This is a genomic window from Actinoplanes sp. NPDC023936 (assembly GCF_040639325.1).
Classification (GTDB): Bacteria; Actinomycetota; Actinomycetes; order Mycobacteriales; family Micromonosporaceae; genus Actinoplanes.
In genome coordinates, this window is sequence record NZ_JBEZZR010000032.1 from 31,874 (window position 1) to 53,088 (window position 21,215).

Consider the following 21,215-nt stretch of genomic DNA (forward strand, 5'->3'; position numbering starts at 1 on the left):
TGCGTTTGTTTGACAGAAGCAATCGAGTGATTGATTATGGTCGTCCGGGGACACCTCGGTCCCCGGACCGGAAAGGGGTTCTGATCATGGGTGTGCCACGGATCCTCGTCGCCGGTGCGGGCATCGGCGGACTGGCGCTCGCCCAGGCGCTCCATCACGGCGGCCTGGACGTCACCGTGTTCGAGCGGGACCCCACCCCGACGATCCGTGATCAGGGCTATCGCCTGCACATCGACCCGGACGGCAACGCCGCCCTGCGCGACTGCCTGCCGGCGCCGGCCCTGGCCGAGGTCCACCGCACCAGCGGGGTCAACGGCGATCTCGTGGCGTCCTACACCCAGCGGCTGGAGCAGGTCATGGCGCAGACCTTCCCGGACGTCAGTGGCGCCGACGTCACCCACGTCGACCGGAACGCGTTCCGGCAGGGACTGCTCACCGGCCTCGGCGACCGGGTGCGCTTCGGGCGAGCGGTCAGTGGCTATTCGGTGACCGGTTCGGGACGGGTCCGGGTGGAGTTCGCCGGAGGTGGCGGCGAGGAGGGCGACGTCCTTGTCGGCGCCGACGGCGCCGGCTCGGCGGTCCGCCGGCGACTGCTACCCCATGCCGCGCTGCGCGACGTCGGACTCCGCTGCCTCTACGGTCGGATGACGATCGACGACACCACCGCGGCCCTCGTCCCGGACGATTTCGCCCGGGGTTTCTGCTGGGTCGGCGGTGACCGGGGAGAGGGCGCCGGATTCGCCCCGGTGTTCTTCCGGGAGCGGCCGGCCGGCGCCCGCGACTACCTGATGGTCGCCTTCGTCGCCGGCGTGGCGCGGCTCGGCGTACCGGATCAGCGGCTCTTCGCCCTGCCCGCCGCCGATCTGTGGCGCCTCGCCGCCGGGATCTGCGCGGACTGGCATCCTGCCCTGCGCGCCCTGGTGGCGCACGCCGACCCCGGCTCGTTCTTCCCGATCACCATTCGCGCCAGCGAGCCCGTCGGGCCGTGGCGGCCGGGTCCGGTCACGCTGCTCGGCGACGCGGTGCACACCATGCCGCCGGCGGGCGGCGTCGGCGCCAACACCGCGCTGCAGGACGCCGCCACGCTCGCTGCCGAGCTGATCGCCGCGGCCCGGGGTGAACGCTCCCTGGCCGAGGCCGTGGGGAGGTACGAGCGGGTCATGCTGCCGCGTGGCTTCGCGACGATCGACCGCTCGCTCGCCATGATCGGTCAGATGCTGGGTTCTCCGTCCTGAATCGAACCGTGGTCGCGGCGAGAATCGCGCAGACCGCGGCCTTTGCGGGGGCCGGATCCAGCCGGGATTCAAAGAGATGTCACCAGGGCATCATTGAATCCCTGCCGTAACCGTGGTTACATACCCCTGCTGGAAGGGGTCAGTCATGGTGACCGTCGCGAGTGGCGGCGATCCGGGGCGCTGGGTGTTGCTGGCGTACCGGATGCCGCGGGAGCCGTCGCGCCCGCGGATCGCGGTGTGGCGCAAGCTGGAGCGTCTCGGCGTGGCGCGTCTCGGTGACGGGCTGGTGGCGTTGCCGGCGGATGCGCGGACCCGGGAGCAGTTCGACTGGATCGCCGAGGAGGTGGTCGAGGCGCAGGGCACGGCGACGGTGTGGCTGGCGGCCCCGTCCACCCTCGCCCAGGAACAGCAGATCGCCGCGGCGATGCGGGCCGCGCGCGCCGCCGAGTACCAGATGGTGATCGACGAGGCGGCGGCGGCCCGGAACGGCACGGAGCCGGAGCGGGCGCGGGTGGTGCGCCGGTTGCGCAGCGAGCTGCACCGCATCGGGCGCCGTGACTTCTTCCCGCCGCGCGAGCGGGGGGCGGCCCGCGACGCGGTGCAGGCGCTGGCCGAGTTCACCGGCGATGTCCTGACGGAGCAGCCGTGAAGTGGGCGACCCGGGCCGGGGTGCACATCGACCGGGCCGCGTGCGCCTGGCTGATCCGCCGGCACATCGATCCGCAGGCGCAATTCGTCTTCGTGGCCGACCCGTCGGCGGTCCCGGCCGACGCCACCCCGTTCGACATGCGCGGCGTCGATCTCGGGCATCACGGCGGCGACTGCACGTTCGAGACCATCCTGCGCCGCTACGAGCTGCACGACCCGGTGCTGTGGAGGATCGCCGAGATCGTGCACGAGGCCGACATCGACGACGAGCGCTTCGACGCGCCGGAAGCGCCCGGCCTCGACGTGATCCTGCGCGGACTGTCGATGGTCTGCGACGACACGCGGACCCTGGAGCTGACCGGCCCGATCTTCGACGGCCTCTACGAGTACCAGCGGCGTGCGCTGCTGCTGGACCGCCCGCCCGCATGAGCGACTACCCGGAGAAACCGATGACGACGACCGACACACCCCGTGACGTGGTGCCGCTGCGGGACGCGGTGCGGGCCTGGTTCCTGATCTCGTTGCAGACGTTCGGCGGACCCGCCGGGCAGATCGCGGTGATGCAGCGGCACCTGGTCGACGAGCGCCGCTGGATCGGGCAGCGCCGGTTCCTGCACGCGCTGAACTACTGCATGCTGCTGCCCGGCCCGGAGGCCCAGCAGCTGGCCATCTACGTCGGCTGGCTGCTCAACGGCCTGCGCGGCGGCCTGATCGCGGGCACCCTGTTCGTGCTGCCCGGCCTGGTCGCACTGCTCGCCCTGTCGGCGATCTACGTCGGCTTCGGCGACACCACCGTGGTCACCGCGCTCTTCGCCGGTCTCGCTCCGGCCGTGGTGGCGGTCGTCGCGCAGGCGGTGTGGCGGGTCGGGTCACGCGCCTTGAACAGCCGGGTCCTGGTCGGCTTCGCGGTGGCGGCGTTCCTCGCTCTCGCCGTGTTCGCGGTGCCGTTCCCCCTGGTCATCGCCGTGGCCGCGCTGACCGGATGGGGGCTGCACCGGTGGCGGCCCGAGCTGGTGACCAGTGGTGGCGGCCACGGCGGCGGATCCGGCGGGCCCGAGCCGCTGATCTCCGACGACGCCCTGCACCACGACCGCCCCTCCGTCCGGCGCACCTCGGCGATCCTGGTGATCGGCCTGATCGCCTGGTTCCTTCCGGTTGCGCTCTTCGCGATCACCACCGGCGTCGGCAGCGTCTTCACCCAGCAGGGCCTGTTCTTCTCCGGCACCGCCGTGGTCACCTTCGGCGGCGCGTACGCGGTGCTCGCCTTCGTCGCGCAGCGCGCCGTCGAGCACTACGCGTGGCTGTCGGCCGGCGACATGATCCGTGGCCTGGCCCTGGCCGAGTCGACACCCGGGCCGCTGATCATGGTGGTGCAGTTCGTGGCGTTCCTCGGCGCGTTCCACAACCCCGGCAGCCTGGACCCGTGGGTGGCCGGCGTGCTCGCCTCGCTGCTGACCACGTGGGTGACGTTCGTGCCGTGCTTCCTGTTCATCCTGCTCGGCGCTCCCTACGTGGAGCGGCTGCGCGGCAACCACGCCCTGTCGGCGGCGCTCACCGGCATCACCGCCGCGGTGGTCGGCGTGATCGCGAACCTCGGGCTCTACTTCGCCGTGCACACCCTGTTCGGGACGGTCACGACCGGGCCGCTCAGCCTGCAGGTGCCGCAGTGGGACACCGTACGGTGGACTCCGCTGGCCATCGCGGTCATCGCCGCGCTGCTGATCTTCAAGGCCAAGTGGTCGGTGCTGCGGGTCCTGGGTGTCTCGGCGCTGCTCGGCCTGCTCGCCGGGCTGGCCGGGCTGCCCGGCATCTGACGGGCGTTAGCCTGTGCCGGTGACCGCTGACTTCACCGCGACGCTGGCGCGCAAACGGCGCGGCCGTGCGGGCGCGGGCCGAGGGCACGGCGCTGTACCTGGAGAACGGATTCCTCGCGGCGTGACCGCCGGCCCTCACCAGCGATCAGGCCGGGTCCGCCGGCCGCCGGACCAGATCCAGGACCTCGCGGCGGAGCCCGCCGAAGGCGGCCAGCTCCTTGGTGGCGGTCTGTGACCGCGGGAACGGCAGGTCCACATCGATGATCCGGAGCACGGTGGCCGGGGCCGGTGAGAGCACCACGATCCGGTCGGAGAGGTACACCGCCTCGTCGATGTCGTGGGTGACCAGCACGACCGTCATGTCGTACCGGTCGCGCAGGGGATGGACCAGGTCCTCCAGGTCCATCCGGGTCTGCGCGTCGACGGAGGCGAACGGCTCGTCCATCAGCAGCAGTTTGGGCCGGTAGGCGATCGCCCGGGCGATCGCCACCCGCTGCTGCATACCGCCGGAGAGCGCGCGCGGCCGCTGCCGGGCGGCGTCGCCGAGGCCGACGGCGGCGAGCGCCTCCGTCGCTGTCCGGCGGGCGTCCGCACGGGACAGTCCTTTGGCGCGCAGCGGCAGGGTGACGTTGCCGAGGACGGTGAGCCAGGGCAGCAGCGAGCGGCTGTAGTCCTGGAAGACCACGGCGATGCCGGCCGGCGGCCCGGTCACCGGCACGCCGTCGATGGTCACCGAGCCCGAGGTGGGCTCGAGCAGGCCGGCCACGACGCGCAACACGGTGGTCTTCCCGGCCCCGGAGGGACCGACGATCGAAACCACTTCCCCGGTACGGACGTCGAAGCTCACCCGGTCCACCGCGCGGTGCTCGCCGTACGCCTTGGTGAGCCGCGCGACGTCGACGAGCGTCTTCCTCACGACACGCCCTCCCCGGTTCCGGCGACCATCCCCCAGCGGACCACGGTGAATCGTTCCACCACGGCGAAGGCGGCGTTGAACAGGTAGCCGAGCAGCGCGAGCAGCACCATGCCGGCCCACATCCGGTCGTACCGGAAGTCCTGCTGCGCCAGCAGGGTGACGGCGCCGATGCCGTGCTGCGCGCCGACCATCTCGCTCAGCACCATGACCAGCACGGCGGCGGAGAGCGCGACCCGCGCGGCCGCGACGATGTACGGCGCGGCTGCCGGGAGCAGCAGCAGGAAGAGCCGCCGGACCGGCCCGATCCGGTAGGCCGCGCCGACGTCGGTCAGCGACGTGTCGACCGCCCGCATGCCGGCCGTCGTGTTCACCAGGACCACGAAGAACACGCTGTACACGATGACGCCGATCCGCATCGCCGAGCCGACGCCGAGCGCCACCACGGCGAGCGGCAGCAGCACCACCACCGGCAGCGTCAGGCAGAACCCGGCCAGCGGGGCGAACAGCCCGTGCAGTACCCGGGCCCGGCCGAGCAGGACGCCACCGCCCACCCCGGCGACCACGCCGATCAGGTAGCCCGCGGTCAGGTTCGCGATGCTGGGCAGCACGTGCTCGGTGAAGCCGGGGCCCAGCCAGGCGGCGCGGAACGCCGTGGCGATGTCGCCGAGCACCGGAAAGTACGGATTGCGCGCCCGGCCGGCCGCGAGTTCATAGGCCACGATCAGCCCGGCCGGGAGCACGGCCTGCCAGAGGAGACCGGCGGCCCTGCTCATCGCGTCGCCGCGACGCGGCGCTGCAGCAGGGTGAAGACCGCCGCGAGGAGCATCCCGAACACGCCGGCGACGACGGCCAGCGCGTACGCCCGGGGCAGGTCGTTGCCGTTGATCGCGACGACCAGCAGCTGGCCCAGGCCGGGCGCCCCGCCGACCAGTTCGGCCACCAGCGCCACGGCGAACGCGGTCGCCGCGGCCAGCTTGAGCGCGTTCGTCACGATCGGCAACGCGGCCGGGAGCCGGACGAAGATCACCCGGCGCCACCAGCCGAGCCGGTAGCTGCGGGCGGTGTCCAGCACGACGGCGTCGATCGTACGGACGCCGTAGGTGGTCTGGATCAGTAGCGGCCAGAGCGTGCCCTGCATGATCAGCAGGATCGTGAACGGGGAGCCGCCGCGCAGGACCAGCAGCGCCAGCGGAAGGATCACGATCGGCGGGATCGGGCGCAGCGCCTCCACCGGGATCCGGACGAACTGCCAGACCCATCGGCTGGCGCCGGCCGCGTAGCCGAGCGGGATCGCGATGGCGGCGCTGACCAGCAGCCCGAGGGCCCAGGAGCGGACGGTGTCACCGGCGCCGGCCCAGAACGTGGCGCTGCCGAGCAACTCGGCGACCACCGCGAGGGTGCTGCTCAGCGTCGGCACGTCGGTGGGGGAGACCAGGCGGGAGCGGGTGGCGGCCTCCCAGAGCCCGGCGGCCCCGGCGACGCCCAGGACCGGCAGCATCGTGCGGCGGGCCATCAGGCGCCGACGAAGGAGGCCAGGTCGATGTCCGTCGTGATCCAGCCGTATTGCTTCATCAGCGCGGCGAGCGGCGCGATCTGGGCGGCTGTCACGTCGCCGCGATAGTCGGTCTTCGGCAGCGCGGCCGCGTCCGCGGGGCTGAGCCCGGCCAGCGCGGCGCCGGCGGTCGTGACCTCGTCCGGGTGGCTGTCGGCGTACACCAGCGCCTCCTTGATCGCGGTACGGAACCTGTCGATCGCGGTCTGCTCGGCGGCGCCGGGGTCCTTCCTGGCGAAGACCGCCCCGCTCGGCGAACCGGGCTCCAGCACCGCGGCCGGAGCGTCGCCCAGGTCGGTCAGTTGCGGGAACTGCTGGAGGGCCTTCGTCTGGTGCGGCGCCACGGTGACGCCGGCATCCACCTGCTTGTCCGCGACCGCCTTGGCGATCTGCGCGAACGGCAGCGTGACCAGCTCGGTCCGGGCGGGATCACCGCCGGCCTTCGCGATGGCCGCCTGGAGGGTCAGGGTGAGCACCGATCGCGGGGCGTTGGTGGCGACCTTCCGGCCGGCCAGGCCGGCGAACGAGGTGATGCCGGAGTCGCGGCGGACGAGGATGCCGCCGTTGTCGCCCTTCGCGCCCCACAGACCGATGTTCGATACCAGTCTCAGGTCGGTGTTCCCGGCCGCGACGGCGAGCAGCACCGGGGCGTACCCGGTCCAGCCCAGGTCGTACTGGCCGGCCACCACTCCGGTGACCACGGCGGGGCCGCTGTCCACGGTGGCGACCTCGACGGCGACGCCGTGCTTGGCGAAGAAGCCCTGCGCCTCACCGACCTTGATCACGCCATAGTCGATCGACGGCACCGCGCCGATCGTGACGGTGAGCGTGCCGTCGGCGGCCGATGCGCCGGTGGCATCGTCCTTTCCGCAGGCGGCGGTGACGAGCAGGGCGGCGGCTGCGGTCAGGGCGAGGGCGGCGCGTCCCAGTCTCACGGGGGGTGCCTTTCACGGGTGCCGATGTCTTCGATCAGCGCTCAATCTACGCAGGCGGCCGGGATCGCGCGGCCCGTAATCGGCGTCACGCAGGCGTTTCCGGCGGGCATCCGGCAACGGCGAACCCGACAGATCGTTCGGGCTTGCCAATTTCGGGCGGCCCGAGCCCCGGCGGCGCTGGTGATCTCCATCACGGACCCCGGAGGTCAAGTATCGCGGCAATCCTTATTGGACATCGCTGCGGCATGCGGGTGTGGTGAGCCCGGTCTACCAGGCGCCACGCCGGCCGGCCGCGGATGACGCTGCCGGGCGGCCGGGCGGCCGGGCGACCCGGGTCCGCGCACACCGGCGGGACGAGCCGACAATCCGGTGCGACCGATCGGCGACAATCGTGGTGATCGCTGGTTACGGTCTGGGATAGTCGCTGCCGACGCCGGAGGTGCCAGGATGGCAGAAAGTCGTACCGAGGCACTGATCGCAATCGGACACGCTGGCCCTACACCATGACGGACACCCGGAGGCCGATCGAGGTGGGACCGCTCCCCACGCCGGTGATGGCCAAGACCGCCTCACCGCAGCGGCTCCGGGCCGCGGTCGCGCGCCGGCGCTTGTTCGCGCTGCTCGACGCCGGGGCCGGCAAGCCGGTGACACTGGTCTGCGCGGGCGCCGGCTGGGGCAAGACCACGCTGGTCTCCGCCTGGGCCCGGACCCGGCCCGCCCCGGTCGCCTGGCTGAGCCTGGACCGGCACGACAACGACCCCCAGCGGTACTGGTCGTACGTGCTGGCCGCGCTCCGGTCCGCGGGCGCCCTGCCGCCGGATCATCCGCTGGCCGCGCTGGAGTCGGTTCCCGCTGACGAGCGGGAACGGGCCGCGTTGCTGACCGCCGGTCTGAGTCGGCTGCCGGACCCGACGGTGCTGGCCGTCGACGACTTCCACGAGATCGACGACCCGCAGGTGCTGCGGGAGATGAGCGACCTGCTCCGGCACCCGCCCGCTCCGCTGCGCCTGGTCCTGATCAGCCGGGTGCAGCCCGGCCTGGCGGCGGTGCGGCACCTGCGCGCGGCCGGCCTGCTCGCCGAGATCCGGGCGTCGGACCTGAGGTTCACCGGCGAGGAGGCCGCCGCCCTGGCGCACGACCACGGGCTCGACCTGGCGTCGTCCGACGTGGACCAGCTGGTGGCGCGGACCGAGGGATGGGCCGCCGGGCTGCACCTCGGAGCCGGCTTCCTCGCCGGGCACGGCGAGCGTGCGATCGCCGACTTCGCCGGCGACATCCGCGGCATCGACGACTACCTGGCCAACGAGGTCCTGGCCAACCGGCCGGCGGAGGAACGCCGCTTCCTGCTGCAGACCAGCGTCTGCGAGCGGATCTGCGCCGGGCTGGCCAACGCGATCAGCGGCCGGGACGACTCGCAGCGGCGGCTCGAACAACTGGAGCACGACGACGACTTCGTCGTGCGGCTCGGCGCGAAGCCGCTCTGGTTCCGCTATCACCATCTGCTGCGCGACGCCCTCGCGCATCGCCTCACGCTGGAGGACCCCACCGCGGTCGCCGAGCTGCACGCCCGCGCCGCCCGCTGGTACGCCGCCAACGACTCCGTCATGGAGGCGCTGAACCACGCCATCGCGGGCGGCGACTGGGCCTATGTGGGACAGATCGTCGCGACCCAGGGCCCCGGGCTCATCCTCTCCGCCCAGCAGACCGCCCTCGTCAAGATGTTGCGGCGGATCCCGCCGGAGCAGACCTCGGCCACCCCCGAACTGATCTTCTGCAGCGTGGTGCTGCTCTTCCACGCCGGCGACTACGAGGCCATCCCCGCCCGGATCGCCCGCGCCCGGGCGATGCTGCGCCGCCAGCCGGACACCGCGAGCCGCCGGGCCACCGAGATGACCCTCTTCACCGCGGAGATGATGGCCGAGCGCGCGGTCGGCAACATGCCGGCGGTCATAGCGGTCAGCACCGGACTTCTCGGCATGCTCGCCGCCGCCTCGGACGACGGCCTGGCCACCACCCAGCTCCGCGCCGTCGGACTGAACCATCGCGGTCTCGCGCAGCTGTGGGCCGGCCGGCCGGGCGCCGCGATCCGCGACCTCGGCGCCGCTGCCAGCGCCGCCCGTGCCGCCGGGGTGGAACTCGCCGAGATCAACGCCACCGGGCACCTGGCGCTGCTGCACGCCCTCTGCGGGTCGGTCGACGAGGCCGGCCAGCTCGCCGCCGCCGCCCGCGCCGTGGCCGAGCACCGCGGCTGGCGTTACTCCCTGCAGGCGGTTCCCGCCCACTTCGCGCAAGCCCTGGTGGAGCTGGAACGCCACGACCTCGACGCGGCCCAGGAGACCCTGCGCCAGGGCATCCGCGCGCATCACGGCAACCCGGAGGCCGCGCAGCGCGTCGTCGCCCGCGGACTCGAGGCCCGGCTGGCGGCGGCCCGCGGCGAGCACGCGCGGGCCCGGCTCTTCCTCGACGAGGCCCGCCGCGATCGCAGCCCGGCGCTGCACGCACCCACCCTGGACCGCTGGCTGGCCCTGATCGAGGCCGAGACCTCGCTGGCCACCGGGTCGGCGAAGGAGCCGGACTGGCCGGCCGAGACGCCGGACCAGGACACCCCGCTCGCCCTCGCCCAGCGCGTTGCCCGGGCCCGCTTCGCGTACGCGGCCCACGACCTGCGGGGCGCTGAGGAACTGCTCGGTCACGCCCCGATCAGCACCCTGTCGCAGACCGTCGCCACCGTGACGGCCGGCGTGCTCGGCGCCCTGGTGGCCGACGCCCGGGGACACGGCGTCCGCGCGGTCGACCTGCTGCGCGAGGCGGTCGTCCTGGCCGCTCGGGAGGGAATCCGCCACCCTTTCGTCGCGCTGGCCGGCAGCCGCCTGGACGACCTGGCGCAGCGGCTGCGACTGCTCGGCGGCGACACGCTGTTCCTGGACCAGATGGGGCGGTCCGGCGCCCGGCCGGCCACCGGCCAGTCGACCAGCCACGGCCTCAGCGAGCGCGAGTCCGAGGTCCTGCACTACCTCCCGACCATGCTGACCGCCGCCGAGATCGCCGCGATCCTGGGCGTCTCGGTCAACACCGTCAAGGCTCACATGCGGGCGATCTATCGCAAGCTCGACGCGGCCCGGCGCAGCGAGGCGGTCACCGTCGCCCGCCGGCACGGCATACTCTGACCGCCTCGCCGCACGGCCGGGACCAGCGCGGCCCGGACCAGCGCAGCCCTGGCCAGCACAGCCCGGACCAGCGCAGTCGGTGACCAGCCCGGCCGCTGCTCAGCCCAGCCGCCAGAGCTGGGCGCCGGCGCCGTTGCAGGGGTAGAGGGAGAGGCGGGCGCCGTTGGCGGCGTTCCACGCATAGTTGTCGAGGCACATGTTGCCGGCGATGTTGCGCAGCGAGAACCAGCCGCTGCCCCGGTCCTGCACCGTCCACTGCTGGGCGGTCGAGCCGTTGCAGGTGTGGAGGCCGACGTCGGCGTTCGCGGCGGTGCCGCTGAACAGGTCGTCGAGGCAGGTGCCGGTGTTGCGGTTGCGGATCTGGTAGTGGCCGGCCGGCTGATAGGTGAGCTCCCACTGCTGGGCGGTGCCGCCGTTGCAGTCGTAGAGGCGGACCAGCGCGCCGAGCGTGGTGTCCCGGTTGTAGTTGTCGACGCACCGGTTGCTGAACTGACCGCGGATGCCGGGGCTGGTGACGGTGCTGGGGATCGGCTGGCCGAAGAACGGGTCGCCGTTCTCCCGCCAGAGCAGCTGCTGCACCCGGGTGTGCCGGTTCGGGTCGGTCAGCGCGTCCGGCGTCGGGGTGGCGTAGTCGCGGGCGTGGTAGACCAGCATGTCGGTGACGCCGTCCTCGGCGACGGTGAAGCTGCCGTGGCCCGGACCGTAGACGCCGTTGGCGGTCTGGAAGACCGGGTTCGGATGCTTGTACCAGGAGGCCGGGTTGAGCAGGTCGGCGGTGTCCCACGAGGAGAGCAGGCCGAGCTTGTAGCGGGAGTCGGTCGCCGACGCGGAGTACGTGATGTAGACCCGGCCGTTCTTGACCAGCGGCGACGGTCCCTCCACGACGCCGGCGACGCCCTCCCTCTCCCAGGCGTACGTCGGCCGGGCGATCTCCACCGCGGAACCGGTGATGGCGGTGGCGCCGTTCATCCGGGCGATGTACATGTGGCTGTTGAAGTTCGTCGACGGGCTGTCCTGCGCCCACGCGAAGTAGCGGACACCGCGGTTGACGAACACGGCGGCGTCGAGCTGGAACGACTCCCAGCCGGTGCGCAACCGCTGCGGCGCGCTCCACGCGCAGGTCAGCGGATTCGCGCAGGTGTTGCGGATCCAGTACAGCCGCTGGTCGAAGACGGCGGTGCCCGGCGACGCCGAGAAGTACATGTACCAGGCGCCGTCGATGTACTGGATGTCCGGCGCCCAGATCCAGCCGCTGAGCGCACCGCTGGCCGGCGCGGCGAACGCGGTGGTGGTCGCCGCGGCGCCGAGGCCCTGGATAGTGGTCGCGCGGCGCAGCTCGACCCGCTTGTAGTCGGGCACCGAGGCGGTCATGTAGTAGTAGCCGTCGGTGTGCTTGAAGATCGCGGTGTCGGCGCGCTGCGAGATGACCGGGTTGCGCACGGTGATGAACTGAGCGGACGCGGGGATGGCGGAGCCGGCCAGCAGCAGGACGAGCACGGCCAGCAGGAGCGCGGATCTGCGACGGAGAGCCATCGACGACTTCCTTAGGCGCGGGGGTGTGATCGCTAACATGCCCGTCGATGTATTGCCGCGTCAAGAAGTCTTCGTTAAATAATTTGTGAGCGCTAACCCGGAAGCGTCGCCTTCTGGTCGCAGCGGGCGCATCTCGCCGGGCACGGCGACAGCGGCGCCGCCCCGGCGAGGCCGCCGGCGTGCAGGATCGTCGTCACGACGTCCTCGAAGCCGGCGCCACCGGGAATCACCACCTCACCGGCGACGCCGAGCAGGTCGCCGGGGGAGTACCAGCCGCGCATCGTCTCCGGCTCGACCGGGATCGGCTCGGCGCGGCCCCGATGCCGGCGCACCGTCTCCTCGAACGGCACGTCCAGGTAGAAACAGGCAGCCGGGCCGGGATGCGCCGCGATCAGCCTCCGCAACGGGGCGCCGTACTGTCCGGTGTGCAGGATGCCTTCGACGATGACGTGGTAACCGCCGTCCAGGGCGGTCCTCGCCATCGCGGTGATGAGATCCGGCGCGACCCGGTCCGCGCCACCACCGCCGTGCTCCCGCAGGACGACCCGGCGCAGGTGGTCCTGCTCGATGAGGGCGCAGCCACGGCCGTACCGGCGGCGGGCCTCGCGGGCGGTGGTCGTCTTGCCGCTCCCGCTGTTCCCGCGGATCACCACGAGCACGGGTGGGTCACTGGATGCCACGGAAGCTCCTGTCGGCCTGCGGACGCGTCGCTGTCAGGTTCGCACCACCAGGGGTTGTGCGGCCGCCCGGCCCCGCGGTGAACCATTCCGCAACGACCGGCGTTGATGCGGTCAGACGGCAACCGGCCCGCGGAACGACGGCCAGGAGAGGGACGCGACAGTGGACGCGAAGATCGAATTCCAGCGGCTCGTCGGCAAATTCGCGCTGTTCTTCGCGTTCATCTATCTGCTCATGATCGTCGGCAGCGTCGTCACGATCGCGGACGGCGACAGCGTCCCGGTGCTCACCTGGGTGGGCATCCTCCTTGCCGGCCTCGTGTTCACCCCGGCAGTGATCGACGCCGTCCGGCTGCACCGGACGGCCGATCCGCAGCGGCTCGCGGCGTTGTGGCGGCGCTCCGGCCTGCTCACCCTGGCCGGGGTCGCCGTCATGATTCTCACGGCTGTCGCGGTGGAGGCGGTGTCCACATGACGTTCGGGTCGAGCCCGATTCCCTGCGGCGATACGCCGCCGAGCTGGCCGAGGCGTCCGCGGCCGCCGAGGCGGCGAAAGCCTACGTCGCACAGTGGGGGACGTTCACGCCGCACGCGCGGGGTTTCCTCGGCATCGTGCTGCAGGCCCTGGTGGACAAGGCGATCCTGGCCGGCGTCGTCGCGGCCGGGAGCGCCGCGTTCGCATCGACCGCTGGACGTGCCGCTGCCCGGCGGCCCCTACGCCGCACCGGGAGCCTGACGTGGACGAGACGCCTCTGGACCGGGAGTTCGGCGCGATGGCTGGCGATCCGCGCACGGCCGAGGCCGTCCGGAAGAGCCTGGAGAACCTCCGGGACGGGTACGGGGATCCGATGCTGGCCGAGATGGCGGAAGGACCTCCTCGACGGCCGGATCAGCCTCCGGGACGTCGCCGGGAGCTCCCCCTACACGCAGCCGCTCCTCGACGGCATCGACCGCTACCAGCATTGGCACGCGGACTTGACCGTCGAGGAGCGGGAGCGGCTCGACCAGGAGCTTCGCTAGACCGAGTCAGACCGGATCAGGTCAGACCGGATCAGCTCAGACCGGATCAGGTCAGACACCGCGGCACTGGTGCACCGGCGCCGAGCCGTAGAACGGCGCGTCTCCGAAGGCGAAGATCCCGCCGTCGCAGCCGGTCAGCCAGTAACCCTGCGCGGTCGGCCGCACCGACATGCCGGTGATGTGCCCGTTGAGCGGCTTGCCGGCCAGCGAGCCGTGGAACGGCGCGCTGCCGAACGCGAACACACCGCCGTCCTCCGCGGTCATCCAGTAACCCCGGCCGTCCGGTGTGGCGTCCATGTCCACGACCGGCTTGTTCAGCGGCTTGCCGCCCATCGAGCCGTGGAACGGGGCGTCGCCGAAGGCGAACACGCCCCCGTCCTTGGCGGCCAGCCAGTAGCCGGCGCCGGACGGCGTGGGGGAGAGCGCCACGACCGCGCCGTTCAGCGGCTTGCCGCCCATCGAGCCGTGGAAGCCGGCGTTGCCGAACGCGAACACGCCGCCGTCCGCGGCCGCCAGCCAGTACCCGCCACCGTCCTTGGTCGCCGCCATGCCGACGACCGGCCTGTTGAGCGGCTTGCCGCCCATCGAGCCGTGGAACCGCGCGTTGCCGAAGGCGTAGACGCCGCCGTCCGCGCCGACGATCCAGTAGCCGCCGGAGTCCGGTGTCCGCACCAGGCCGACCACGTTCTGCACCCGCACCCCGGCGTCGCGCAGGGTGCCGAACGACCTCGCGTCACCGAACGCCCGCACGTCGCCGAACGTGTCGACGGTCCAGTACCCCTTGCCGGTCGAGGTGGCGATGACGTCCGCGGAGGTGGGCAGCATCGCGACGGTGAAGCTGCCGGTCCGCTTGTCCGAGGCGCCCGCCGGGTCGGTCACGGTGACCTCCCACGTGTACCGGGTGCCCGGATCCAGCTTGTGGGCCGGCACCGTCCACGAACCGCTCACCGCGCCGGAGCTGAGATCCACCGACGGGCCGGTCACCCGGTACCGGTAGGTGAGCCGGTCACCGTCCGGGTCGGTCCCGGCCGCGGTCAGCGCCGGCTGGGTGCTCGGCACGACGGTGCCGTTCGGACCGTACGCCCCGATGGCCGGCGGCCGGTTCGGGAGCGCGATGGTCCGGCTGGCCTGTCCGGTGAGGCCGCTGTTGTCGGTGACCGTGAGCGTCACCACCTTGCTGGCGCCGGCGCCGAGCGAGACCTGCCCCTTCGGCCCGGTGAGCGGGAGCGTCGTGCCCCCCACGGTCCACTTCCAGCCGGTGATCGAGCCGTCCGGGTCGCGTGATCCGCTGCCGTCGAGAGCCACCCGGTCGCCGGCGCCGGTGAGGCGGCTCGCGGTGAACGCCGCGACCGGGCGCTGCTGCGGCGCCTGTGGCGCCGGCCCGAACACGGCACGGACCGGGTAGTGGTCGGAGTACCTCATGTACTCGGTCTCCACCGGGTTCGTCGGCTCCGGCGTGGCGGTCGACCGGATCAGCGACTCGTGCGCCCGGTCGACGAAGAGGTAGTCGATGCGGATCGTCGGGTTCTGCGCCCGCTTCTGGTCCCCGCTGCGGATCGAGACGGTGTTCCCGCAGTCGGCCACCGGCTTCGACTCACAGTCGGTACGGGCCGCGCCCGGATGCTGGTGCAACCAGGTGTCCCGCATGCTGTTCGCGAACACCTTGTAGGCCTCGCCCTTGGGCGCGGTGGTCACGGCACGGGAGTTGAAGTCGCCGCCGACCACGTACACCGCGTTCGGGTCGCCGACCCGCTGCTTGACCTTGTCGACCTGGCCCTTGATGAACTCGGCCTGCTTCTTGCGCCTCTCGTCGTCGTTGGCGCCCGGCCGGTACGCCGTGGACGTCTTGGAGGTCCAGTCGTCCGACGCGAGGTGCGTGTTGAAGACGTAGTAGGGGCGGCCGTCCTTGACGATGCGCGCGTACTGGACGTGCCGGCCGCGGCCCTCCGGGTCGAGCCTGACGTTCGTCATCTCGCTCATCGGGTTCTTGCTGAGCATGGCGATGCCCTCGCGGAACTGCCCGATCGTGCCGTGCTCGTGCTGGGTGAGCACGTGGTCCCGGCCGGTTCCCCAGCCGAGCTTCGTGGCGATGGCCTTGGCCTGGTCGCCGGAGATCTCCTGGAGGCCGACGTACTCGGCGCCAGAGGCCTTGATCACGCCGACCACGGACTTGTCGGTCTCGGACATCTCCGCTGTGGTCAGGTTCTTGCCCTGGATGTTCCAGCTCATCGCGCTCAGCTCGCCGGTCGCGGCGCCGGCGGGCGAATCCTGCCCGACCGTCCCGACCACGACGGCGGTGATGCCGGTCGCGACGGCGACGGGAAACACGAATCCACGACGGGGTTTTCGCATAAGGAGTCCTTTTCGAGGCGGTTTCCGATAAGAACTCAGCCTCGTGCTGATACGCCGGGAACGGTATCGCCGGGCAGCCGCGTTCGCCGCGATGATCCGCCGCAACGTTGTGCTCGTCCGACCCCGGTGCGGCGTCCGCTCGGGCGACCCCGTCCGTGCCACCCGGGCCCGCTCCGCTACGCTCTCTTCCCGAAACGAAAACCGTTGTCATTATCGGGAGGTGCCATGGTGCAGGTCACCGGCTTGTCGGTGCACCGCCAGGGCCGGGCCCTCGTCACCGGGGTGGACCTCGTCTGCCGGCCGGGGGAGCGGGTGGCCCTCGTCGGCGCCTCGGGTTCCGGCAAGAGCCTCACCGCGAAGGCGGTCCTCGGTCTCCTGCCACCGGGCCTGACCGCCGCCGGCAGCGTCCGGATCGCCGGCCGTGAGGTGCTCGGCGTGCCCTGTGCCCGCCGCCACCCGGAGCAGCGCGCCGCCGCCGTGATGCAGGACTCCGCGCTGGCGCTGCACCCGCTGATCCCGATCGGACAGCAGCTGGCCCTGCCACTGCGGCGCGCCGCCTCACCGAAAGCCGGCCCGCACGAGGCCGGCGCGCGCCAGGCCGGCACGCGCCAGGCCGGCGCGCGCCAAGCCGACCCGCGCCAAGCCGACCCGCGCCAAGCCGACCCGCGCCAAGCCGACCCGCGCCAGGCCGCCGTCCGCGACCTTCTCGCCGCCGTGGACCTGCCCGCCGACCTCGCCACCCGGTACCCCGGCCAGCTCTCCGGCGGCCAGCGCCAGCGCGTCTGCCTGGCTCTCGCCCTGGCCACCCGCCCGCCGCTGCTGATCGCCGACGAGCCCACCACCGCCCTCGACGTGGTCACCCAGGCCGGGATCGTCCGCCTGCTCAAGGACCGCACCGGCGGCCCGGACCGTCCCGCGCTGCTCTTCATCACCCACGACCTGGCGGTCGCCGCCGAGCTGTGCACCCGGTTCGTCGTCATGCACGACGGCCGGGTGGTCGAGGACGGCCCGGCCGCCGACGTGCTGCCCGCCCTGCCGCACGGCCCCACGGCCGCCGGGGCGGACCGATGAGCGTGATCGACTGCGTGCGGCTGCGGCACTCCTACACACCGGCCGCGCCGGTGCTGCGCGACGTCGACCTGCGCATCGGCGCGGGCGAGCGCGTCGCCCTGCTCGGCCGGTCCGGGTCCGGGAAATCCACTCTGGTACGCGCGCTGCTGGCGCTCGAGCCCCTCGAGTCCGGCGTCATCCGCTGCGACGGACGCGAGGTCACCCCCGGCCCGGTACGCCGGCTGCGCTGGTTCCGCCGCCTGGTCCAGTACGTCCCCCAGGACCCCGGCGCCACCCTCGACCCGCGGGCCCGGGTCCTGGACATCGTCGCCGAACCCCTGCGCCGGCTGGGCAGCCGCACCGCCCCCGCCGAACTGGCCGCCGCGGCCGGCGCCGCCCTGGACGCCGTCCGTATCCCGGCCGCGCTGCGCGCCGCTCGTGCCCGTGACCTCTCCGGCGGCCAGGCCCAGCGCGTGGCGATCGCCCGCGCGCTCGCTCCCGAGCCACGGCTGCTGATCGCCGACGAGCCGATCAGCGGCCTCGACGCCCCGCTGCGGGCCCACGTGACCGACGCTCTGCGGCGCGCCTCGCGGGCCCGCGGCGCCGCCCTGCTGCTGGTCACCCACGACGTGTCGGCGGCGGCCGCGCTCTGCGACCGGATCGCGGTCCTGCACGACGGCCGCATCGTCGAGGACCGCCCCACCGGCGAGCTGCTCGCCGCCCCCGTTCACCCGGAGACCCGCGCGCTGCTCGCCGCGATGCCCCGATTCCCGTTGGGAGATTCACCGTGCCACACCCCCGTGTCCGGCTAGCCGCCGCGGCGGCCGCCGGCCTGCTGCTGCTCACCGGCTGCTTCGCCGACGCCGGCGAACCCGCCACGGCCGGCGGCGACGACCGGATCGCGCTGGCCATGCTGCTGCCGCCCCGCAGCGGCCTGAGCCCGTTCAGCGACGACGCCTTCAAGCTGTCCCGCTGGTCGACCGCCGAGACCCTGGTCACCCTCGACGCCGCCGGCGCCGCCCAGCCCGCCCTGGCCACCGCCTTCGCCCCGACCCGGGACCCGCGGACCTGGCGTTTCGAGATCCGGCAGGGCGTCACGTTCCACGACGGCACCCCGCTCACCGTGGCGTCCGTGGTGGCCGCGCTCACCGCCGCCACCGAGGCCAGTCCCCGGCCGCGCATCCTCGACGGCGTCGACCTGACCGTGCGGCCCGATCCGGCGGCCCCCGGCACGGCCGTGCTGGTCAGCACCGCCGACGCCGACCCGCTGATCCCGCAGCGGCTGTCCAGCCCGCAGCTGTCGATCCTGGCGGCGGGCGCGTACGGCGCCGACGGGGTGGTGAACCCGGTGGGGCGCGGCACCGGCCCGTTCACGCTGATCTCCAGCAACACCACGACGGCCACGCTGGACCGTTACGACGGGTACTGGGGCGGACCGGCCGAGGTGGCCGGCATCGACGTCAGCTTCGTGCCCGACGGCACCGCCCGCGCCGCCGCCCTGCGCGCCGGCACGGCCGACGTGGTCGAGGCGATCCCGGTCTCGCAGGCCGCCCTGCTCGACGCCGCGCGGGTGCACGAGGTACCGATGCCGCGCACCAACACCCTCTACCTGAACACCGCGAAGGGCGCGTTCGCCGACGCGGGCCTCCGCGCCGCCGCCCGGCAGGCGATCAAGCGGGAGCCGCTCGTCGCGAACGTCTACGAGGGCCGCGCCGACATCGCCGCCGGCCTGCTCGGGCCCGCCCTGCCGTGGGCCGCCGGGGCGCGCCTGCCGCGCACCGAGACCGCCGCGAAACCGGTCGGTGGCGCCGAGATCGTCCTGGCCACCTTCACCGACCGGGCCGAGCTGCCGGAGGTCGCCGTCCAGTTGCAGCAACAGCTGGAGGCGGCCGGTTTCCGGGTGCGCCAGGAGGTCCGCGAGTACGCCCAGATCGAGGCGGACGCCCTGGCCGGCGCGTTCGACGCGTTCATCCTGTCGCGCGCCACGGTCCTGGACTCCGGCGACCCGGTCGCCTACATGTACAGCGACTTCGCCTGCGCGGGCTCGTTCAACATCGCCCAGCTCTGCGACCCGGCCGTCGACGCCGCGCTGACGAAGGCCGCGGGCATCGTCGCCGGCCCGTCGCGGCACGCCGCGATCATGGAGGCGGAGCGGCTGATCCTGCAGTCCGACGCCGCGATCCCGCTGCTGCACGAACGCGTCATCCAGGGCGAGTCCGGCGCCTTCACCGGCGTCCAGCGTGATTCCCGCGAGCGTGCGCTGATCACCGCCGGCACCGCCCCAGCATGATCAAAACCCGATTCGGGTACGGCCGGAGCAGCGCGCCCGCGACCCCCGGCGAACGGGCCGCCCGGTTCCGGCGTGTCCCGTACCGTCCCGGCGTGCCCCGTCCCGGCGTGCCCCGTCCCGGCGTGCCCCGGGCCGCCCGGCCCCGGACCGCCGTGGCCCGGCACGGGTGGTCCGGGCCCGCCCTGTCCCGCGCCGGCGCTGTCCTGGCGGTCGTCGCGCTGGTCGGTCTGCTGCCCGGGCTCTCCGGCCGCGACCCGGCGCTGACCGTGCTGCGCGGCCGCTCCGCCGAGCAGGAGGCCACCCCGGAGGCGCTCGCCGCGATCCGCGCGCAGCTCGGCCTCGACGCGGGTCCGTTCGCGCTGCTCGGCCGCTGGCTCGGCGGCGTGGCCCGCGGCGACCTCGGCGTCTCCTGGGTCAGCGGCCGCCCGGTGCTGCCCGACCTGCTGCGCGCCACCGGCGTCTCGCTGACCCTGATGACGTTCGCGGCGCTCGTCGCCCTCGTGGTGACCGCCGCGCTGACCGCGCCCGCGCTGCTGGCGGCGGCCCGCGGCAGCCGCCGGCGCAGTGGTGGCGCGCTCGCGGCGGCACTGACCGCGCTGCCGGAGTTCCTGCTCGCCTCGGTGCTGCTGCTCATCGGCGCGGTGGCGCTGCGGGCCTTCCCGCCGTACGGCTGGGACTCCGCGCGCCACGCCGTGCTGCCGGCGCTGGCCCTCGGGCTGCCGGCCGGCGGGCTGATCGGCATGCTGCTGTCCGACGCGGTCTCCCGCGCCGCCGGCGAACCCTGGACGGCGACCTGGGCGGCGGCCGGGGCCGGGCGGGCCCGCACCGCGGCGGCCCTGCTGCGCCGTGCCCTGCCCGGGTTGCTTCCGCAGGTCGCCCTGGTCCTGATCGGCCTGACCGGCGGCGCGGTCGCGGTGGAACGGGTCTTCGCGGTGCCCGGCCTCGGCCGCGTGACGCTCGGCGCCGCGCAGACCCAGGACCTGCCGGTCCTGCAGGGTGGCGTGCTGATCCTGCTCATCCTCGGCGCGGGCGCCGGCGTCGGTGCGGAACTGCTGCGCCGGGCGGTGCTGGGACCGGCCCTGCGCGCGGGCGCCCTGCCCGTCGCCGCGCACGCCCCGGCGCCGCACCGTGGCCTGTGGATCACCGCCGGCGCGGCGCTGGCCGTGCTCACGGTCCTGATCGTGGCCGGGCTCGCCGGTGACCCGTACGCCGCGGGCAGGGGGCGGCTCACCGCACCCTCGTGGACGGTCGCCTCCGGCCCTGACCTGTTCACCGGATCCGCCTGGGCGCTGCCGCTGGGCGCCGACGCCTCCGGCCGGGATCTGCTCGCCCGCCTCGGGCACGGCGCCGCCGTCACGATCGGCACCGCGGTGCTGCTCTGCGCCGCCTGCCTGCTGCTCGGCCTGCTGATCGGGCTGCTGCCGCGGGCCGCGACCGGTCCGATCGAGGTCGCCAACGCGGCCCCGCCGGTCCTCGCCGGCCTGCTGGTCGCCGCGGTCACCGGGCCGGCCGCCGGCGCCGCGGCCGCCGCCGTGCTCCTGGTCGGCTGGGCGCCGCTCGCCGCGCACACGGTGGCGCTCGTCGCCGAGGCGCGGGCCCGGCCGCACATCGCGATCCTGCCGGTCCTCGGCGTCGGCCCGGCCCGCGCCCTGTGGCGGCACGTCGTGCCCGCCGTGCTGGGGCCGCTGACCCGCCACGCGGTCCTGCGCATCCCCGGCATCGCCCTGGCCCTGGCCGCCCTCGGCTTCCTCGGCCTGGGCCCGCAACCACCGGCGCCCGACTGGGGGCTCGTGCTCGCCGAGGGCATGCCCTACGTGGAACGCGCGCCCTGGACCGTGCTGGGGCCCTGCCTGTCACTGGTCGCCCTGTCGGTCCTGGCCGTCACGGGCTCGGCCCTGGGCCGTACCCGATGATCGTGCTGGTCTTCCGTCGCCGGTGATCCGTGGCGCCGGTGATCCGTGGCCGGTACGGAGAGCATCGGCTCGAGGCCGGCGCGGGCCCGAGGCGGCGGGGCGGACGGCGGGGAG

The 21,215-nt window shown here is 73.5% G+C and carries 18 protein-coding genes; 11 read left to right on the forward strand and 7 right to left on the reverse strand.

What is annotated here, in order from left to right:
• The first annotated feature begins 86 nt into the window (after positions 1–86).
• From AB0F72_RS31365 to chrA, 4 genes are all read left to right on the forward strand, one after another.
• Positions 87–1,235 carry an NAD(P)/FAD-dependent oxidoreductase gene (locus tag AB0F72_RS31365; protein WP_360438720.1) on the forward strand — a complete coding sequence of 383 codons (1,149 nt, stop codon included), beginning with the start codon at positions 87–89 and terminating at the stop codon, positions 1,233–1,235.
• 145 nt (positions 1,236–1,380) lie between these two features.
• Positions 1,381–1,884 carry a Chromate resistance protein ChrB gene (locus tag AB0F72_RS31370; protein WP_360438723.1) on the forward strand — a complete coding sequence of 168 codons (504 nt, stop codon included), beginning with the start codon at positions 1,381–1,383 and terminating at the stop codon, positions 1,882–1,884.
• The gene (locus tag AB0F72_RS31375; protein ID WP_360438726.1) at positions 1,881–2,312 is read left to right on the forward strand and encodes a chromate resistance protein ChrB domain-containing protein; all 432 of its coding nucleotides are present in this window, start codon (positions 1,881–1,883) and stop codon (positions 2,310–2,312) included. The genes AB0F72_RS31370 and AB0F72_RS31375 overlap by 4 nt, the downstream gene beginning before the upstream one ends.
• A gap of 20 nt (positions 2,313–2,332) precedes the next feature.
• Positions 2,333–3,697, forward strand: a complete 1,365-nt coding sequence (chrA, locus tag AB0F72_RS31380; RefSeq protein WP_360438729.1) for a chromate efflux transporter — start codon at positions 2,333–2,335, stop codon at positions 3,695–3,697.
• Between the two features lie 145 nt (positions 3,698–3,842).
• Here chrA and AB0F72_RS31385 read toward each other — a convergent pair whose 3' ends face one another.
• Genes AB0F72_RS31385 through AB0F72_RS31400 form a run of 4 tightly spaced genes read right to left on the reverse strand, consistent with a single transcriptional unit; the run spans position 3,843 to position 7,100 of the window.
• Positions 3,843–4,613, reverse strand: a complete 771-nt coding sequence (locus AB0F72_RS31385) for an ABC transporter ATP-binding protein (RefSeq protein ID WP_360438731.1) — start codon at positions 4,611–4,613, stop codon at positions 3,843–3,845.
• Positions 4,610–5,386 (reverse strand): ABC transporter permease subunit, encoded by a 777-nt coding sequence (locus tag AB0F72_RS31390; RefSeq protein ID WP_360438734.1) that lies wholly within the window; start codon positions 5,384–5,386, stop codon positions 4,610–4,612. The genes AB0F72_RS31385 and AB0F72_RS31390 overlap by 4 nt, the downstream gene beginning before the upstream one ends.
• On the reverse strand, positions 5,383–6,126 hold the full coding sequence (locus tag AB0F72_RS31395) for an ABC transporter permease subunit (RefSeq protein WP_360438737.1): 744 nt from the start codon (positions 6,124–6,126) through the stop codon (positions 5,383–5,385). The genes AB0F72_RS31390 and AB0F72_RS31395 overlap by 4 nt, the downstream gene beginning before the upstream one ends.
• Complete coding sequence (locus AB0F72_RS31400; RefSeq protein WP_360438740.1) at positions 6,126–7,100, reverse strand: ABC transporter substrate-binding protein; 975 nt, start codon at positions 7,098–7,100, stop codon at positions 6,126–6,128. The genes AB0F72_RS31395 and AB0F72_RS31400 overlap by 1 nt, the downstream gene beginning before the upstream one ends.
• A 503-nt stretch (positions 7,101–7,603) precedes the next feature.
• On the opposite strand from AB0F72_RS31400, the gene AB0F72_RS31405 reads away from it, so the two are divergent.
• A complete protein-coding gene (locus AB0F72_RS31405; protein ID WP_360438743.1) occupies positions 7,604–10,267 on the forward strand; it encodes a LuxR C-terminal-related transcriptional regulator in 2,664 nt (887 codons plus the stop codon).
• 99 nt (positions 10,268–10,366) lie between these two features.
• On the opposite strand, the gene AB0F72_RS31410 is transcribed toward AB0F72_RS31405, so the two are convergent.
• Together AB0F72_RS31410 and AB0F72_RS31415 are read right to left on the reverse strand one after the other, a co-directional pair.
• Positions 10,367–11,800: a family 43 glycosylhydrolase gene (locus AB0F72_RS31410; protein WP_360438746.1), complete on the reverse strand. Its 1,434-nt coding sequence runs from the start codon at positions 11,798–11,800 to the stop codon at positions 10,367–10,369.
• Positions 11,801–11,892: 92 nt separating this feature from the next.
• Positions 11,893–12,480 (reverse strand): AAA family ATPase, encoded by a 588-nt coding sequence (locus AB0F72_RS31415; RefSeq protein ID WP_360438749.1) that lies wholly within the window; start codon positions 12,478–12,480, stop codon positions 11,893–11,895.
• Positions 12,481–12,640: 160 nt separating this feature from the next.
• On the opposite strand from AB0F72_RS31415, the gene AB0F72_RS31420 reads away from it, so the two are divergent.
• Both AB0F72_RS31420 and AB0F72_RS31425 read left to right on the forward strand, forming a co-directional pair.
• Positions 12,641–12,952, forward strand: coding sequence for a hypothetical protein (locus AB0F72_RS31420; RefSeq protein WP_360438752.1), 312 nt, complete (start codon positions 12,641–12,643; stop codon positions 12,950–12,952).
• Positions 12,953–13,088: 136 nt separating this feature from the next.
• Positions 13,089–13,496 (forward strand): hypothetical protein, encoded by a 408-nt coding sequence (locus AB0F72_RS31425; RefSeq protein ID WP_360438755.1) that lies wholly within the window; start codon positions 13,089–13,091, stop codon positions 13,494–13,496.
• Positions 13,497–13,547: 51 nt separating this feature from the next.
• Here AB0F72_RS31425 and AB0F72_RS31430 read toward each other — a convergent pair whose 3' ends face one another.
• Positions 13,548–15,848, reverse strand: coding sequence for an endonuclease/exonuclease/phosphatase family protein (locus tag AB0F72_RS31430; protein WP_360438758.1), 2,301 nt, complete (start codon positions 15,846–15,848; stop codon positions 13,548–13,550).
• Positions 15,849–16,073: 225 nt separating this feature from the next.
• Here AB0F72_RS31430 and AB0F72_RS31435 point away from each other — a divergent pair, with 225 nt between their 5' ends.
• Genes AB0F72_RS31435 through AB0F72_RS31450 form a run of 4 tightly spaced genes read left to right on the forward strand, consistent with a single transcriptional unit; the run spans position 16,074 to position 21,101 of the window.
• A complete protein-coding gene (locus AB0F72_RS31435) occupies positions 16,074–16,919 on the forward strand; it encodes a dipeptide/oligopeptide/nickel ABC transporter ATP-binding protein (protein ID WP_360438761.1) in 846 nt (281 codons plus the stop codon).
• Positions 16,916–17,710 carry an ABC transporter ATP-binding protein gene (locus AB0F72_RS31440; protein WP_360438765.1) on the forward strand — a complete coding sequence of 265 codons (795 nt, stop codon included), beginning with the start codon at positions 16,916–16,918 and terminating at the stop codon, positions 17,708–17,710. The genes AB0F72_RS31435 and AB0F72_RS31440 overlap by 4 nt, the downstream gene beginning before the upstream one ends.
• On the forward strand, positions 17,686–19,188 hold the full coding sequence (locus tag AB0F72_RS31445) for an ABC transporter substrate-binding protein (protein WP_360438768.1): 1,503 nt from the start codon (positions 17,686–17,688) through the stop codon (positions 19,186–19,188). Before AB0F72_RS31440 ends, AB0F72_RS31445 begins: the two co-directional genes overlap by 25 nt.
• The gene (locus AB0F72_RS31450) at positions 19,185–21,101 is read left to right on the forward strand and encodes an ABC transporter permease subunit (RefSeq protein ID WP_360438771.1); all 1,917 of its coding nucleotides are present in this window, start codon (positions 19,185–19,187) and stop codon (positions 21,099–21,101) included. The genes AB0F72_RS31445 and AB0F72_RS31450 overlap by 4 nt, the downstream gene beginning before the upstream one ends.
• Positions 21,102–21,215 lie beyond the last annotated feature (114 nt).

Coding starts and splice junctions, on each gene's coding strand:
- AB0F72_RS31365 (WP_360438720.1), top strand. CDS start 87: ATGGGTGTGCCACGGATCCTCGTCGCCGGTGCGGGCATCGGCGGACTG.
- AB0F72_RS31370 (WP_360438723.1), top strand. CDS start 1,381: ATGGTGACCGTCGCGAGTGGCGGCGATCCGGGGCGCTGGGTGTTGCTG.
- chrA (WP_360438729.1), top strand. CDS start 2,333: ATGACGACGACCGACACACCCCGTGACGTGGTGCCGCTGCGGGACGCG.
- AB0F72_RS31390 (WP_360438734.1), bottom strand. CDS start 5,386: ATGAGCAGGGCCGCCGGTCTCCTCTGGCAGGCCGTGCTCCCGGCCGGG.
- AB0F72_RS31395 (WP_360438737.1), bottom strand. CDS start 6,126: ATGGCCCGCCGCACGATGCTGCCGGTCCTGGGCGTCGCCGGGGCCGCC.
- AB0F72_RS31405 (WP_360438743.1), top strand. CDS start 7,604: ATGACGGACACCCGGAGGCCGATCGAGGTGGGACCGCTCCCCACGCCG.
- AB0F72_RS31410 (WP_360438746.1), bottom strand. CDS start 11,800: ATGGCTCTCCGTCGCAGATCCGCGCTCCTGCTGGCCGTGCTCGTCCTG.
- AB0F72_RS31430 (WP_360438758.1), bottom strand. CDS start 15,848: ATGCGAAAACCCCGTCGTGGATTCGTGTTTCCCGTCGCCGTCGCGACC.
- AB0F72_RS31435 (WP_360438761.1), top strand. CDS start 16,074: ATGGTGCAGGTCACCGGCTTGTCGGTGCACCGCCAGGGCCGGGCCCTC.
- AB0F72_RS31440 (WP_360438765.1), top strand. CDS start 16,916: ATGAGCGTGATCGACTGCGTGCGGCTGCGGCACTCCTACACACCGGCC.
- AB0F72_RS31450 (WP_360438771.1), top strand. CDS start 19,185: ATGATCAAAACCCGATTCGGGTACGGCCGGAGCAGCGCGCCCGCGACC.